This window comes from Microtetraspora malaysiensis, from assembly GCF_001528665.1.
Taxonomy (GTDB): Bacteria; Actinomycetota; Actinomycetes; order Streptosporangiales; family Streptosporangiaceae; genus Microtetraspora_A; species Microtetraspora_A malaysiensis.
Genome location: NZ_BBYJ01000005.1, coordinates 322,628 through 335,689, shown reverse-complemented (window position 1 = coordinate 335,689; position 13,062 = coordinate 322,628). Strand labels below are relative to the sequence as shown.

General features: G+C 69.4%; 14 protein-coding genes and 2 pseudogenes. 11 read left to right on the top strand and 5 right to left on the bottom strand.

What is annotated here, in order from left to right; genetic code table 11:
* The first annotated feature begins 173 nt into the window (after nucleotides 1–173).
* The gene (locus tag AWQ71_RS43180) at nucleotides 174–713 is read left to right on the top strand and encodes a hypothetical protein (protein ID WP_067127008.1); all 540 of its coding nucleotides are present in this window, start codon (nucleotides 174–176) and stop codon (nucleotides 711–713) included.
* A gap of 97 nt (nucleotides 714–810) precedes the next feature.
* Here the strand turns inward: AWQ71_RS43180 and AWQ71_RS04405 are convergent, their stop codons facing one another.
* Nucleotides 811–1,200: a MerR family transcriptional regulator gene (locus AWQ71_RS04405; RefSeq protein WP_067127006.1), complete on the bottom strand. Its 390-nt coding sequence runs from the start codon at nucleotides 1,198–1,200 to the stop codon at nucleotides 811–813.
* An 84-nt stretch (nucleotides 1,201–1,284) separates the two neighbouring features.
* Between AWQ71_RS04405 and AWQ71_RS44270 the strand changes: the two are divergent.
* Both AWQ71_RS44270 and AWQ71_RS44265 read left to right on the top strand, forming a co-directional pair.
* Nucleotides 1,285–1,737: pseudogene (locus tag AWQ71_RS44270) on the top strand (aldo/keto reductase); the annotation flags it as partial.
* A gap of 179 nt (nucleotides 1,738–1,916) precedes the next feature.
* Complete coding sequence (locus AWQ71_RS44265; protein WP_281195339.1) at nucleotides 1,917–2,024, top strand: hypothetical protein; 108 nt, start codon at nucleotides 1,917–1,919, stop codon at nucleotides 2,022–2,024.
* A gap of 52 nt (nucleotides 2,025–2,076) precedes the next feature.
* Here AWQ71_RS44265 and AWQ71_RS04395 read toward each other — a convergent pair whose 3' ends face one another.
* Nucleotides 2,077–2,394, bottom strand: coding sequence for an ArsR/SmtB family transcription factor (locus tag AWQ71_RS04395; RefSeq protein WP_067127004.1), 318 nt, complete (start codon nucleotides 2,392–2,394; stop codon nucleotides 2,077–2,079).
* Between the two features lie 92 nt (nucleotides 2,395–2,486).
* Here AWQ71_RS04395 and AWQ71_RS04390 point away from each other — a divergent pair, with 92 nt between their 5' ends.
* Nucleotides 2,487–3,485: a zinc-dependent alcohol dehydrogenase family protein gene (locus tag AWQ71_RS04390; RefSeq protein WP_067127002.1), complete on the top strand. Its 999-nt coding sequence runs from the start codon at nucleotides 2,487–2,489 to the stop codon at nucleotides 3,483–3,485.
* 172 nt (nucleotides 3,486–3,657) lie between these two features.
* Nucleotides 3,658–4,557 carry an aminoglycoside phosphotransferase family protein gene (locus tag AWQ71_RS04385; protein WP_067127610.1) on the top strand — a complete coding sequence of 300 codons (900 nt, stop codon included), beginning with the start codon at nucleotides 3,658–3,660 and terminating at the stop codon, nucleotides 4,555–4,557.
* Between the two features lie 119 nt (nucleotides 4,558–4,676).
* Here the strand turns inward: AWQ71_RS04385 and AWQ71_RS04380 are convergent, their stop codons facing one another.
* The 3 genes from AWQ71_RS04380 to AWQ71_RS04370 form a co-directional block, all read right to left on the bottom strand.
* Nucleotides 4,677–5,546, bottom strand: coding sequence for an alpha/beta fold hydrolase (locus AWQ71_RS04380; RefSeq protein ID WP_067127607.1), 870 nt, complete (start codon nucleotides 5,544–5,546; stop codon nucleotides 4,677–4,679).
* Between the two features lie 169 nt (nucleotides 5,547–5,715).
* Nucleotides 5,716–6,912 carry an NAD(P)/FAD-dependent oxidoreductase gene (locus AWQ71_RS04375; RefSeq protein ID WP_067126999.1) on the bottom strand — a complete coding sequence of 399 codons (1,197 nt, stop codon included), beginning with the start codon at nucleotides 6,910–6,912 and terminating at the stop codon, nucleotides 5,716–5,718.
* Between the two features lie 93 nt (nucleotides 6,913–7,005).
* A complete protein-coding gene (locus AWQ71_RS04370) occupies nucleotides 7,006–7,950 on the bottom strand; it encodes an RNA polymerase sigma-70 factor (RefSeq protein ID WP_067126996.1) in 945 nt (314 codons plus the stop codon).
* 142 nt (nucleotides 7,951–8,092) lie between these two features.
* On the opposite strand from AWQ71_RS04370, the gene AWQ71_RS43175 reads away from it, so the two are divergent.
* The 6 genes and pseudogenes from AWQ71_RS43175 to AWQ71_RS04345 all read left to right on the top strand — a co-directional run bounded on the left by AWQ71_RS43175 (nucleotide 8,093) and on the right by AWQ71_RS04345 (nucleotide 13,055).
* Nucleotides 8,093–8,458 carry a hypothetical protein gene (locus AWQ71_RS43175; RefSeq protein WP_218001636.1) on the top strand — a complete coding sequence of 122 codons (366 nt, stop codon included), beginning with the start codon at nucleotides 8,093–8,095 and terminating at the stop codon, nucleotides 8,456–8,458.
* Between the two features lie 56 nt (nucleotides 8,459–8,514).
* Nucleotides 8,515–8,856, top strand: a complete 342-nt coding sequence (locus AWQ71_RS04360) for a hypothetical protein (RefSeq protein ID WP_157570170.1) — start codon at nucleotides 8,515–8,517, stop codon at nucleotides 8,854–8,856.
* A gap of 249 nt (nucleotides 8,857–9,105) precedes the next feature.
* Nucleotides 9,106–9,207, top strand: a pseudogene (locus AWQ71_RS39820) (hypothetical protein); the annotation flags it as partial.
* Nucleotides 9,208–9,770: 563 nt separating this feature from the next.
* Nucleotides 9,771–11,096 (top strand): ABC transporter substrate-binding protein, encoded by a 1,326-nt coding sequence (locus AWQ71_RS04355; protein WP_218001635.1) that lies wholly within the window; start codon nucleotides 9,771–9,773, stop codon nucleotides 11,094–11,096.
* Nucleotides 11,097–11,221: 125 nt separating this feature from the next.
* Nucleotides 11,222–12,223 carry a carbohydrate ABC transporter permease gene (locus tag AWQ71_RS04350; RefSeq protein ID WP_067126989.1) on the top strand — a complete coding sequence of 334 codons (1,002 nt, stop codon included), beginning with the start codon at nucleotides 11,222–11,224 and terminating at the stop codon, nucleotides 12,221–12,223.
* The gene (locus tag AWQ71_RS04345) at nucleotides 12,216–13,055 is read left to right on the top strand and encodes a carbohydrate ABC transporter permease (RefSeq protein WP_067126986.1); all 840 of its coding nucleotides are present in this window, start codon (nucleotides 12,216–12,218) and stop codon (nucleotides 13,053–13,055) included. The genes AWQ71_RS04350 and AWQ71_RS04345 overlap by 8 nt, the downstream gene beginning before the upstream one ends.
* Nucleotides 13,056–13,062 lie beyond the last annotated feature (7 nt).

Below are 13,062 nucleotides of genomic sequence, written 5' to 3'. Positions count from 1 at the left end.
CCCGGGCGAGGGCATCGAGTGCGGCACGGTCAAGGTGCACCGTGAACTGGTCTCTACCGGGCGGCGAGTAGATCACGGTCTTCGTCTCCCGCAGCAAGGCCCGCAAGCAGAAGCTCGGCACACTCGTCACCAACCCGGGCGGCCCCGGCAATCCCGGCGCGACCCTGGTCATGATGGCCCCCGAGGAGTTCCCCGACGAGATCCTCGACAGTTTCGACATCATCGGCTTCGACCCGCGCGGCATCGGACGCAGCCACCCCATCCAGTGCGATGACACGCTGATGACCAAGAACTTCACCCCACCGGCCACCCAGACGGCCTGGAACGAACTCGTCGCGCACAACCGCAGGCTCGGGGAGTGCTGCCGCCAGGTCGCCGCTGACCCCACCGGCTACCACGCCTGGACCGCCCAGACCTTTCACCCCTTCTTCGACGCGCAGGTGGCGGCTGACCGCGCGAGCGAACAACGCCTCGCCCACGGCTCGCCGCCCACCGACGTGCGGGCCGCCGCTCAGGCCGCCTGCGCCTTCGGCGATCCCGTCGTCATGCGGGCCAGAGCCCGGGTACGCCACCTCCTGAGCACAGCCGACGACGCCTACGGCAGCGACGAAGCGCACGAGCGCGTCACCGCCTGGATGGCTGCCCGCCCGGACTTCACGCCCCAACCCGACGGCCCGACCCGTGACCAATGGGATGCGCTCATCCCAAGCTGAGCACGTGCCCGGCGGTGACCCGCGGCCCCGCCCGACCCGCTGATTTCCGTTCCGGTCACTCCCCGAAGGCCGCGACGGCCGACGACGGACACCGCGTTCAGGCGCCGAGCGCGGCGATCGCACGGCGCGTGACATCGGGCGGGGCTGCCGCGATGACGACGTCAAGCGCACCCAGGGACGTCTGCAGGTCGATGATCGACTGTGTGATCCTGTCTCGCTCTCGGTGGAGGTCGGCGAGCAGGTCTGAGCAGGTTGGGATCAGCCGATCGCCGTCATCGCGTAGGCAGGGGAGGATCGTGGCGATGGTGGCGGTGTTCAAACCGGCGGCCAAGAGGCTGCGGATACGGCGGACGGTGTCGATGTCTCCGTCGTCGTACTCCCGGTAACCGCTGGGGAGTCGCTCGGGATGGAGCAGGCCCTGCTCCTCGTAGTAGCGCAACAGGCGCTCGTGGACGCCGGTCCGCCGTGACAGCTCTCCGATGCGCATGGCCTCTCCCTGGTCTGCCGCGAGGAAGTCGCGTACGCGACTTGACTCTCACATTCATGTGAGACTTTAGCGCCCTCCGTCGTACTGCGCCGCGCGGCCGAACTCGGCGTCAACCACATCGACACCGCCGCCTTCTACTTCTCCTCGCTGCGCTCCGCCAACGAGCTGATCAACAGCGCGCTCTCCCCCTACCCCGACGACCTGGTGATCGCGACCAAGGTCTGGCCCGGACGCGGCCCCTCCGGAAACTGGTGGTGGGCCGAACCCGCCCAAGTGCGCGGACAAGTCGAGGAGAACCTGCGCCAGCTCGGCCGCGACCACCTCGACCTGGTCAACCTGCGCATCCCGCCCAGCCGTACCGCCACCTCGATCGCCGAACACTTCGGCGCGCTCGCCGGCCTGCGCGACGCCGGGCTCATCCGCCACCTCGGCATCTCCAACGCCACACCGGAACAGCTCGCCGAAGCCACGCGCATCGCCCCGGTCGTCTGCGTCCAGAACCCCTACGGCATCGGCGCCCGCCCCGAGGACCGCGCGATGCCGCGCACGTGCGGCGAGCAGGGCATCGCCTTCGTCCCGTTCTTCGCGATCGCCGGAAAGGGCCGCGAGGCGGGCCGAACCGGCGCCGACGACGACGAGATCCAGTCCATCGCACGCGCCCACGGCGCGACCCCGCGCAGATCCGGCTCGCCTGGACGCTCCAGCAGGGCCCGCACGTGCTCGCCATCCCCGGCACCGGCAACCCCGGCCACCTGGTCGACAACATCGCCGCCGCGGCGATCCGGCTCACCGAGGACGAGCTGGCCCGCCTCGACACCCTGTGACGGCCCCGCCCACGCCAGGCCCGCTCGACGTCACCGGCAACGGGCCCAGGGGTCAACGCCCCTGCGCCTGGGGAGTGGTGAGGGCGTCGAGCAGGCCGGGGAACACCTCGTCCATCTCGGCGCGGCGGAGGGTGTTCATCCGCGAGGTGCCGACGTAGTGCTGCCGGATCAGGCCCGCCTCGCGCAGCACCTTGAAGTGGTGGGTGGCGGTGGACTTGCTGACGGCGATGTCGAAAGCGCCGCAGGCGATGTCCTCGTCTGCGGCGTCGAGCTGCGCGACGATGCTCCGGCGCACCGGATCGACGAGGGCCTCCAGCACCTGCTGGAGGTTGAACTGCGAGACCTGGGGGTGCGACGGGGTGCGTTCCATGACCCCATAGTACGACCGCCATCAAAGTTTGACGAGCGTCGTACTTTTATGTCACCGTAAGCCCCGTTCCCGGCGGGCGAAAGGACGATGACATGGCCAGGACTGTGCGGTTCCACGAAATCGGCGGACCCGAGGTGATGCGCCTGGAGGACCTCAATCCCGGTGAGCCGGGAACGGGCGAAGTCCGGATCCGGGTGGACGCCATCGGCGTCAACAGGGCCGAGGCACTGTTCCGCAGCGGTCACTACATCGAGCCGGTCAAGCACCTGCCGGCCACGCTCGGCTCCGAGGCCGCCGGCGTGATCGAAGCGGTGGGCCCCGACGTGACCGGTTTCGAGAAGGGGCAGACGATCAGCGTCGTACCGAACTTCTCACAGAACGACTACGGCGTTTACGCCGAGCAGGCGATCGTGCCGGCCACCGCACTCCTGCACCGCCCCGACCATGTCGACGCGGTGTCCGGCGCGGCGGTGTGGATGCCCTACCTCACCGCCTACGGCGCGATGGTGGAAGTCGGCCGCATGCGGGCGGGTGACGTGGCGGTGGTGAACGCGGCCTCCAGCAGCGTCGGCCTGGCCGCGATCCACACCGCCAACCGCGTCGGCGCCACCCCGGTCGCCATCACCCGGACCCACGCCAAGAAACAGCAGCTGATCGACGAGGGCGCGGCCGAGGTCATCGTCTCGGACGAGGAAGACGTGACGAAGCGCGTCCTGGAGCTGACCGGCGGCAAGGGCGCCGAATACGTCTTCGACGCCGTCGCCGGCCCGGGAGTCGTGGATCTGGCCCGCGCCGTGGCGGCCGACGGGACCCTGTTCCTGTGGGGCGCGCTCAGCGGGCAGCCCACCCCGTATCCCGGGTTCGACCTGGGCATGCCCGCACTGAACATGCGCACGTACACGATGCTCGAGATCGCCAAGGACCCGCAGCGGCTGCGCCGCGGCGCGGCGTTCGTCGCCTCGGGCCTGCGCGGCGGAGCCTTCCGCCCCGTCGTGGACCGCGTGTTCCCGCTGGACGAGATCGTGCGGGCACACCAGCACATGGAGTCCAACACCCAGTTCGGCAAGATCGTGGTCACCACGGCCCGCTGACAGCAGAAGTCGCGCCCCTCCTCGGCGGCTCACCCTCCCTGAACACGCTGAACACGCGCCGGCCAGCGACCAGATCGAGCCGACCGCCCGGGGGAGCGGCACTCCCCGCGCACGGCGACCCGCCCGAAAACCCATTTGCCGCGATCAGCGCAGGCCAACGAGGATGACCGCGATGACCAGAACCAGAATGCACGCGGACGAGATCCTCACCGACGAGGCCCTCGTCCGCCGCCTGATCGCCGACCAGTTCCCCCAGTGGGCCGACCTCGCGATCGAGCTGGTCGACTCCTACGGCACCGACCACGACATCTACCGGCTCGGCGACCACCTGTCCGCACGGCTGCCGCGCATCGAATGGGCCACCCGCCAGGCGGCCAAAGAGGCACGGTGGCTGCCCACGCTCGCACCGCACCTGCCGCTCGCGGTCCCCGTACAGGTGGCGGCGGGGCAGCCGGCCGAGGACTACCCCTTCACCTGGTCCGTCTACGAGTGGCTGCCCGGCCACAACGCCAACGGCACGATCCACGACCTGAACCAGGCCGCGGCCGACCTCGCCGCGTTCATCACAGCGCTGCGCCGGGCGGACACCACCGGCGCCCACCCGCGCCCGCCGCACGCCCGCGGGGGACCGCTCGCCGAGCACGACGACGGCGTACGCCGATCGATCGCCCAACTGGGCGACCGAATCGACGGCGCCACGGCCCTGCGGTCGTGGCAGGAGTCCCTCGAAGCCCCGGCATGGGGCCAGCCGGGAGTGTGGGTCCACGGCGACCTGCTGCCGGGCAACCTCCTCGTCGTCGACGGCCGCCTGTCGGCGGTCATCGACTTCGGCGGCCTCAACGTCGGCGACCCCGCCTGCGACCTCCAACCCGCATGGAACGTGTTCACGGGGGAGAGCCGCCGACGCTTCCGCGACGAGGTCGCCGCCGATGACGCGTCATGGCTGCGCGGCCGCGGCTGGGCACTCCTCCAGGCCGTCATCGCCCTCCCGTACTACTGGGACACCAACCCCGGGATGGTCCGCCAGGCCACGCACGCGCTCACGCAGGTCCTCGCCGACGGCTCCCACTGAGCCGCCCGCGCCCCGCCACACACACGACCTCGGGGGAGCGAAGCCGCCCCCACGGAGCCTCGCAAGAGCCGGAAGGCCCAGGCCGAATCGACCTGCCCCAGCGCCCGAAGAAGCCGGCTCTAGCGACCCACGACCCGTCCGAGGAAACCGCGCATGTAGCCCGCGATCACATCCAGATGGCTCTCCAGAGCGAAGTGACCGGCGTCGAGCAGGTGCACCTCGGCCTCCGGCAGATCCCGCAGAAAGGCCGTCGCGCCGGCCGGGCCGAAGATGCCGTCGTTCGCGCCCCAGACGGCCAGCAGCGGCACCTGGCTGGCCCTGAAGTACTTGTGGACCCTGGGGTAGAGCGCGACATTGGACGGGTAGTCGCGGAAGAGCGCGAGCTGGATGTCGGCGTTGCCCGGCCGATCCAGCAACATCTGGTCGAGAGCCCAGGCGTCCGGGCTGATCAGGGACAGATCGGCCACGCCGTTCTCGTACTGCCAGCGGGTGCTGTCCAGGCTCAGCGCCGCCCGCACCGGCCGTTCGGTGTCCGGGCCCGGAGCGGCGGCATAGGCGAACAGGCCACGCCAGAAAGCATCGACGAATCCGTCGGCGTAGGCGTTTCCGCTCTGGGTGACGATCGCGGTGACAGGCCCGGGTGAGCTCATGGCCAGCCGCCACCCGATCGGCGCGCCGTAGTCCTGCACGTAGATCGCGTACTCATCGACACCTCGCCGGGCCAGCAGCGCGGTCGTCACCTCGGTCAGAGAGTCGAAGGTGTACGGGAAATCCGCAACGGACGGGGCCGAGGAGTAGCCGAAGCCGATGTGATCGGGCGCGATCACGTGGTATCGGTCGGCGAGAGCGGGAATCAGGTGCCGGAACATGTGCGAGCTGCTGGGGAAACCGTGCAGTAGCACGATCGTCGGCGCCTCCTTGGGGCCCGCCTCACGGTAGAACACGCTCAGCCCGCCGACGTCCTCAGTCAGATGGTGGACGGCAATCATGGTCACCTCCCGCACGTCGGGTCGCGATTCCAGTCAACGGCGTGGAGCGCCTGACGACATCGCATAAATGGGTGACATCGCCGCATGAACACCGGCAGGTCAACCGCCACGCCGACCAACGGCGAAGCGGAGCGCCCGCCCCCGAGGGCGCCCCGCTTCACGTGGCGCCCTACGCCGACGCCGCGACAGCCGAACCCGCCGCGACCCGCTCCCGCGTGACGCGGCGCCGCCGCGTCGGCAGCCCGAACGTCGGATTCGCGACACCCCACGCGGCGCCCTTGCAGACCAGCTCCTTGTAGACGGCGGCCAGCCGTCCGGTCAGCGCCGCCCGCACCGCCCGATCGTCCGCGGTGACGTACTGGATCAACCCCTCCTTGCGGCCCAGCGAGACGCACTGGTTGAAGTAGCGGATCGGCACATTCGGGAGCTTCCCGCCGGTCAGCCGCGCCGCGATCGCGTCAGCGGCCTGCCACGCGGTCGGAACCCCCGAGGCGCACGACATCCGCAACGGCTTGTCCCCGGGGCCCATCACCATGGCCGCGTCGCCGACGGCGTACACGTCCGGATGCGAGACCGAGCGCATGGTCCCGTCGACCACGATCTGACCGGTGCCGGTGACCTCCAGAGCGGTCGCCTTCGCGATCGGATGCACCGCGAAACCGGCGGTCCACACGGTCACCGCCGCCGGGATCGCCCCGCCGTCGGCGATGGTGACACGGTCGGCTTCGACGCCGGTGACCGCGGCGTGCTCATACACGGTGATCCCGAGCCTGCCGACGACCGTCCGCAGATGCTCACGCCCCTTGGACGAGAGCCAGTCGCCGAGGCCGCCGCGGGCGGCGAGCGCGACGTCGAGGTCCGGGCGGGTCTCAGCGATCTCGGTCGCGGCCTCCAGACCGGTGAGACCGCCGCCGACGACGACCACGGTCTGCCCGGCGTCGAGACGGGCCAGGCGCTCACGCAGCCGGAGCGCCCCCGGACGGCCGGCGATCTCAAAGGCGTGCTCGGCGGTCCCAGGGACGCCTTGGGCGTTCCAGCCGCTGCCAAGCGCGTAGACGAGCGTGTCATAGCCGAGTTCCTCGGCGCCGTCCGCACCGGCAACGGCGACGGTCTTACGGTCGACGTCGACGCCGGTGACCTTCGCGAGCCTCAGTTCGACGCCCGTGCCCGCGAACATCCCGCTGAACGGCCGGGATTTGAGGTCCTGGCCGACCGCCAGCTGGTGCATGCGAACACGCTCCACGAAGTCGGGCTCGGCGTTGACGAGGGTGATGGCGACGTCCTCGCGGCGCAGCCGCCTGGCGAGGCGGCCGGCGGCGAAGGCTCCGGTGTATCCAGCTCCGAGGACGATGATGCGGTGCCGCATTTCCTAGCTCCTGTCGTGCGCGGTTTCGCCCCTTGAACCGGACGGCCCGCCGTTTCCTGACAGGGACGCGATGTGAAGCGCCTCACACAGTGCTCAGAAGGCGTTGAACAGCGGCTCCCCGTGGTCGGCCGCCGCCCAGAGCACGGTCGCACGTTCAAGCTTGTCGGGGTTGGCCTGGGTGCGGAACGCGGCGATGCCCTCGGCGGTGATCTCCAGGCACATGACGCCGACGACCCGGCCGTCCACGACGGCCACGACGGCGGGCCCGCCGTTGGCGGTCCAGGCGTAGACCTCGGCCGGGCCACCGACCAGGGCGCGCTTGGCCGGGCCGGGCTTGAGCAGGCCCCACAGGAACTTCGCGACCGCGACGGCGCCCTCGAACGCCTTGGCGCGGGCCGGGACCTTTCCGCCACCGTCGCCGATCGCGACGGCGTCCTCGGTGAGCAGACGTACAAGCGGCTCGGTCCGGCCGCTGGTGGCAGCCGCCAGGAACTCCGCGACGATCCGCCGGGCGACGGCCTCGTCCACCTCGGTGCGGGCCTTGCCGTCCGCGACGTGCTTCTTGGCCCGGTGGAAGATCTGCTGGCTGGCGGCCTCGGTGATGTCGAGGATCTCGGCGATCTCCCGATGCGGATAGTCGAAGGCCTCCCGCAGCACGTACACCGCCCGCTCGTTGGGGGAGAGGCGCTCCATGAGAGTGAGGACCGCGTACGAGACCGACTCGCGCTGCTCGGCGGTGTCGGCCGGGCCGAGCATCGAGTCCCCGGCGAGCAGCGGCTCGGGAAGCCATTGGCCCACATAGGTCTCGCGCCGCGCCCGCGCCGAGGTGAGCTGGTTGAGGCACAAGTTGGTGAGAACCTTCGTCAGCCAGGCCTCAGGGACCTCGACACGGTCGACGTCCGCGGCCTGCCAGCGCAGGAACGTCTCCTGTACGGCGTCCTCGGCCTCCGCGGCGGAACCGAGAAGGCGGTAGGCGAGGGCCCCCAGGCGCGGCCGGGAGGCCTCGAACCGATCGACGTCGTCCGCGGTCAATGGCATGACCCGATGCTAGTGGCCCCTCACCGAATCTCGGAGGGGTAATTGATCTCCAGCGGAGAACCCGCCAGGCCGGCTACCTCTTCAAGTAGCCCGGTGCGTGAACACATCTGCCTGATTGCCAGTACGGTCCCCGCCGAATGCGGTGGCGTCCGGCGGGTTCGCCGGCCCGGCTGCGTGCCACCTACAACCGCTACGCGGATCGGCCGCCGCCCGCCGGCTGTTGCTCGCCGGGCCGGACTGCGCCGATCTCGCCACCGAGCTGTCCGCGAAGGCGGGGGAGTGGCTGACGGTTCGCTTCCTGCGGCCCGCCAGCACGCTCTGCCATGGCCTCGGCATCGCCCCCAGAGGCTGGGTACTGGTCCGTCCCGACGATTACGCATGCACGGGCGGCGCGGAACTGACCGTCGGCCGGCTCTCCGCCGCGCTGACCTCGGTGGGTATTCCGGCTCTCCGCCGCGCTCCCCGGCCTGAAGCCGGAATGCTGGAGCACTGCGGGCGAATCCGGTAGCGAGAACACGCCCTCGTTGCCCAGACTGTGATCGGCCACCAACGGGGGTGGCCCCAGTGAGCATGGCGGTGCTTGCAATGGCGGCAGTGGATGTGTCGAGGATCGATCGTCGCGTGCGGGGCGAGGTGGACCGGAGGGGTTTGTTCCTCGTCTCACCTGACGTGGTGACAAGCGGGCCGGATACCTTCGTCTTCGTTTGCACTGACCCAGACCCGGGAGACTGCGGCTTCACCAGGGTGGGACAAGTGACCACAGCGACGGGGTTCAACCACGTCGTCTACGCAATGGACGGTCGCAAGACCTCGCCGGCGGTATCGCTCTCCCAGATCCGTGGCCATTTCCCGACTTGGGAAGACGGGATCATGGTTGTACTTTCTGCGTTCGATCAGTGGCGCTGAGCGCCTACTTCTCGGGTGTGTCGAGACGCGGTGGCTGGCGTACGACCCTTCGAGTTGGCGCGGGCTGGTCGTGGGCATCGCACCGAGCCGATGAATTTCCCTGTCCTGTAGCGCAGTTGGGGCGATCGGAGCGTCGGCACAGATGAGCCAGTGGAGCTGGATGAGCATCTGCGGACCGTGGGGGGAGTTTCACCCCGGGGACCTCGGTCAACGTTTTCTGGGGGAGACAGAGATCCAGGCGTTCCGCTGAACTCGGAGGCGGTCGACGACGTCAACGCGCACGGCATGGCAACCAAACAGAACGACCGGCACGAGACAGCCGCGTTCAAGCGCAGTCTCGGTGAGCACGCCAGGTGCCGATCAGCTCAACCGGCTGAGCGAACGACCATTGCCGCGTTGAAACCGCCGCATCCCCGGGCGAGCACGTCCCCCTGGACGAGAAGCGCGATGGATGCCCGGTGGAGGCTGCTCGGGGCTTCCCGACGGTCGACCGGGGGTCTCCGATGCGTCGTCCGTCCAGTAGAACGCCGGAGGGAGAGCGCTCTCCATGAGAGTGGCCCCGCAGTCCGCGGCTTGTCAACAGTTCCTCGCCGTACCCCTCGCCGTGCCCTCACACGGCCCGCATCTCTCTTGTGCGCCTGATCTGGACGTTCTCCGTATGCGCTCACTCAAGGGTTGACAGTGCTCTGTGGCGCGGGCACTCTCGCTCTGGAGAGCGCTCTCCCTTCCCTCTCACCGCATCGGGGCATCCCGGTTCCGGCCGGGATGCCGCGACACGGCACCCCGAGCCGATCCCTCGTCTCCACAGTCCATCCACCCCCCGAGACACTCCCGAGACCCCGCCCCCCAGAGCCGGGCTCCCGCGGTCAGCAGGCGGAGCCCGACGACCCGCCGGGAAACTAGTGAGGACAACCGTGCGTACACGCAAGCTCGGATTCATGACCGCGGCCATGAGCATGGCCGGGGCGCTCGTGCTCGCCACCTCCGCCTGCGGCGGCGACGACAGCGGATCGGCCGGCTCGGACCGGCCCGTGACGCTCACCTACTGGGCGTCCAACCAGGGCCCCAGCCTGGAGGCCGACAAGCAGGTGCTCCAGCCCGAACTCGACCGGTTCGAGAAGCAGACGGGCATCAAGGTGAACGTCGAGGTGGTCCCCTGGTCGGACCTGCTCAACCGCATCCTCGCCGCCGCCACCTCCGGACAGGGACCGGACGTGGTCAACATCGGCAACACGTGGTCGGCCTCGCTCCAGGCGACCGGCGCGTTCGTCCCCTTCGACGACGCCGCGCTGGCCGCGCTCGGCGGCAAGGGACGTTTCCTCGGCCCCAGCCTCGCCGCCACCGGCGCCGCGGGCCAGCCGCCCACCGCGGTCCCGATCTACGGCATGACGTACGGCCTGTTCTACAACAAGAAGATGTTCGCGGGCGCGGGCATCGACGGCCCGCCGAAGACCTGGGAGGAGCTGATCGCGGACGGCAAGAAGCTCACCCACGACGGCAAGTGGGGGCTCGCCGTCGAGGGCGCCAGTGTGAGCGAGAACGCCCACCACGCCTTCATCTTCGGCCAGCAGCACGGGGCCGACCTGTTCGACTCCTCGGGGAAGGCGCAGTTCGACTCGCCGCAGCAGGTCGCCGCGGTCAAGCAGTACATCGACCTGATGGCCGTTCACAAGATCGTGAACCCGAGCAACGCCGAGTACGCCAACGGCACCGAGGCCATCCAGGACTTCGTCACCGGCAAGGCGGCCATGCTGATGTGGCAGTCCATCGCCAGCTCGGTCAAGGCCGCCGGTGTGAGCGAGGACGACTTCGGCCTCGCGCCGATCCCGCTGCCGGACCCGGGGACCGGCGGCAGGCAGGTCAACGGCATGGTGGCCGGCATCAACCTGGCGGTCTTCCAGCACACCAAGAACAGTGACGCCGCGATGAAGTTCGTCGCCTTCATGACCGGCAAGGAGACGCAGCAGACGCTCAACAAGGCGTACGGCTCGCTCCCCACGGTCAACGACGCCTACGACGACCCGGCGTTCCAGACCCCGACCATCACGGCGTTCCAGCAGATCCTCGCCAACACCGCGGCGCCGCTGCCACAGGTGCCCGACGAGAGCCAGTTCGAGACGCTGGTGGGCACCGCGATGAACCAGATGTTCGCGGACGCCGCGGCCGGAAAACCGATCACCGACGGGTACGTCAAGGCCAAACTCTCCGACGCCAAGCAGCAGATGACCGGCGGCAACTGAGCCTTCCCCCACCACCATCCCGGTTCAGGGAGCGCGCGGGCGGGTGCACCCCGCCCGCCCGCGCGAGCCGCGTCGGTCCGCCCGGCGCCGGGCGCGCGGCCCCACCGATCCCAGAGAGGACTTCCATGGTCGTGTCCACCCCGTCACGCTCGGGCGCGTGGCGCGGAGCCGAGCGGGGCGGCGGAGACGGCGGCGGGGGAAGGATCACCCGTCTCATCCCGGTATGGCTCCGCCGCGCCGGTCTGCCGTACCTGCTGATCCTTCCCGCGGTGCTGCTGGAGCTGCTCATCCACCTGGTGCCCATGGTGATCGGCGTCGGCATGAGCTTCCTCAGGCTCACCCAGTTCTTCATCAGGAACTGGCTGGCCGCGCCATTCGCCGGGCTGGGCAACTACCGGGTGGCCGTCGACTTCGACTCCGCCGTGGGCGCCGCACTGCTGCACTCGTTCCTGGTGACCGTCGCGTTCACCCTGCTCGCGGTCGGCCTGTCGTGGCTGTTCGGCATGTGCGGCGCGGTGCTGATGCAACGGCCGTTCCGGGGGCGCGGGGTGCTGCGCACCCTGTTCCTCGTGCCGTACGCGCTGCCGGTCTACGCGGGGGTGATCACCTGGAGCTTCATGTTCCAGCGGGACTCCGGGCTGATCAATCACGTGCTGGTCGAGCAGCTGCACCTCACCGACGAGCGCCCGTTCTGGCTCATCGGAGGGAACAGCTTCGCCTCGCTCGTGGTGGTGGCCGTCTGGAGGCTCTGGCCGTTCGCCTTCCTCGTCCTCACCGCCGGGCTGCAGAACATCCCGGAGGACCTGTACGAGGCGTCGGCGATCGACGGGGCGAGCTGGTGGCGGCAGGTGCGCACGATCACGCTGCCGCTGCTGCGCCCAGTCAACCAGGTGCTCGTGCTGGTCCTCTTCCTCTGGAACTTCAACGACTTCAACACGCCGTATGTGCTGTTCGGGAAGTCGGCGCCGAGGGAGGCCGACCTGATCTCCATTCACATCTACCAGAGCTCGTTCGTCACCTGGAACTTCGGCTCCGGCGCCGCGATGTCCGTGCTGCTCCTGCTGTTCCTGCTGCTGGTGACCGCGGTGTACCTGGCACTGACGACCCGGAGGAGGAGCCGTGCGTGAGCCGCGGTGGCTGCCCTGGGCCCGGGTGATCTTCCTCGGGCTGCTCGGCCTCTTCACGCTGACCCCGCTGTACGTGATGGCGACCTCCGCACTCAAGCCGCTGCGAGACGTGCAGGGCGACTTCAACTGGATCCCCGTCACGATCACCCTGCAGTCGTTCTCCGACATGTGGCGGACGGTGCCGCTGGCCCACTACTTCGTCAACAGCCTGGTGGTCTCCTCGATCTCCGCGGTGGCCTCGGTCGTGGTCGCGGTGTTCGCCGCGTACGCCGTGAGCCGCTACCGGTTCCGGGGCCGCAAGATCTTCTCCGTCGCCGTGCTGTCCACACAGATGTTTCCGGGCATCCTCTTCCTGCTGCCGCTCTTCATGATCTTCGTGAATCTCGGGAACGCCCTCGGCGTCCAGCTCTACGGCAGTAGGCTCGCGCTGATCATCACCTATCTGACGTTCTCCCTGCCCTTCTCGATCTGGATGCTCGTCGGCTACTTCGACTCCGTGCCGGCCGCGCTCGACGAGGCGGCACAGGTGGACGGGAGCGGTCCGATCGGGGCGCTGCTGCGGGTCGTCGTCCCGGCCGCGATGCCCGGCATCATCGCGGTCACCATCTACGCCTTCATGACCGCGTGGGGCGAGGTGCTCTTCGCGTCGGTGATGACCGACGAGTCCACCCGCACCCTCGCCGTCGGCCTCCAGGCATACGCCACCCAGAACGACGTCTACTGGAACCAGGTCATGGCGGCGTCCCTGGTCGTCAGCGTCCCGGTGGTGGCGGGCTTCCTGCTCCTGCAGCGCTATCTCGTGCAGGGGCTCACCGCGGGCGCGGTCAAGTAGCCGATCC

Coding starts and splice junctions, on each gene's coding strand:
- AWQ71_RS43180 (WP_067127008.1), top strand. CDS start 174: ATGGCCCCCGAGGAGTTCCCCGACGAGATCCTCGACAGTTTCGACATC.
- AWQ71_RS04405 (WP_067127006.1), bottom strand. CDS start 1,200: ATGCGCATCGGAGAGCTGTCACGGCGGACCGGCGTCCACGAGCGCCTG.
- AWQ71_RS04395 (WP_067127004.1), bottom strand. CDS start 2,394: ATGGAACGCACCCCGTCGCACCCCCAGGTCTCGCAGTTCAACCTCCAG.
- AWQ71_RS04390 (WP_067127002.1), top strand. CDS start 2,487: ATGGCCAGGACTGTGCGGTTCCACGAAATCGGCGGACCCGAGGTGATG.
- AWQ71_RS04385 (WP_067127610.1), top strand. CDS start 3,658: ATGACCAGAACCAGAATGCACGCGGACGAGATCCTCACCGACGAGGCC.
- AWQ71_RS04380 (WP_067127607.1), bottom strand. CDS start 5,546: ATGATTGCCGTCCACCATCTGACTGAGGACGTCGGCGGGCTGAGCGTG.
- AWQ71_RS04375 (WP_067126999.1), bottom strand. CDS start 6,912: ATGCGGCACCGCATCATCGTCCTCGGAGCTGGATACACCGGAGCCTTC.
- AWQ71_RS04370 (WP_067126996.1), bottom strand. CDS start 7,950: ATGCCATTGACCGCGGACGACGTCGATCGGTTCGAGGCCTCCCGGCCG.
- AWQ71_RS04350 (WP_067126989.1), top strand. CDS start 11,222: ATGGTCGTGTCCACCCCGTCACGCTCGGGCGCGTGGCGCGGAGCCGAG.